The sequence below is a fragment of the Photobacterium alginatilyticum genome (assembly GCF_009910675.1).
Lineage (GTDB): Bacteria > Pseudomonadota > Gammaproteobacteria > Enterobacterales > Vibrionaceae > Photobacterium > Photobacterium alginatilyticum.
The window spans coordinates 1-369 of the sequence record NZ_RSEJ01000374.1 but is presented as its reverse complement, the minus strand read 5'-3'; the positions used below and the strand labels follow the sequence as shown (position 1 = coordinate 369).

Sequence of the window (369 nt, the reverse complement as noted above, 5' to 3'; positions counted from 1 at the left end):
CATGGATTTTTAAGGTCTGTGTTTGACATGGGCCGGCTGATAAACTACCAACTTCTATAGCTTGGTCCACCGTATCTTCTGCCATCTTCCTGTAGGTGGTCCATTTGCCTCCTGTAMTGGTGATCAATTTGGATGCGGTGACTTTAAGCTTATGGTCCCTGGATATTTCTTTGGTGCCCACTTCCTTGTTTTCAGGTAGTACGAGAGGTCTGAGACCTACGAATACGCWTAGTACATCTTTTTCCTTGGGGACAATTTTCAGATAATCTTTTAAGGTATCCAAAATGAAATTTATTTCTTGCTTCATGGGTTTTGGCTCCAATTGATGATGATCTAAAGGTGTATCGGTAGTGCCTACTAAAAGATGAT

1 protein-coding gene is annotated in these 369 nt (G+C 41.4%); it reads right to left on the bottom strand.

Translation table 11 applies throughout. The annotated features are described in order from the left end of the window. Positions 1 to 307 (bottom strand): hypothetical protein (locus tag EIZ48_RS31715; protein WP_500690638.1); only part of this gene is annotated, 307 nt, incomplete at its 3' end. Positions 308 to 369 lie beyond the last annotated feature (62 nt).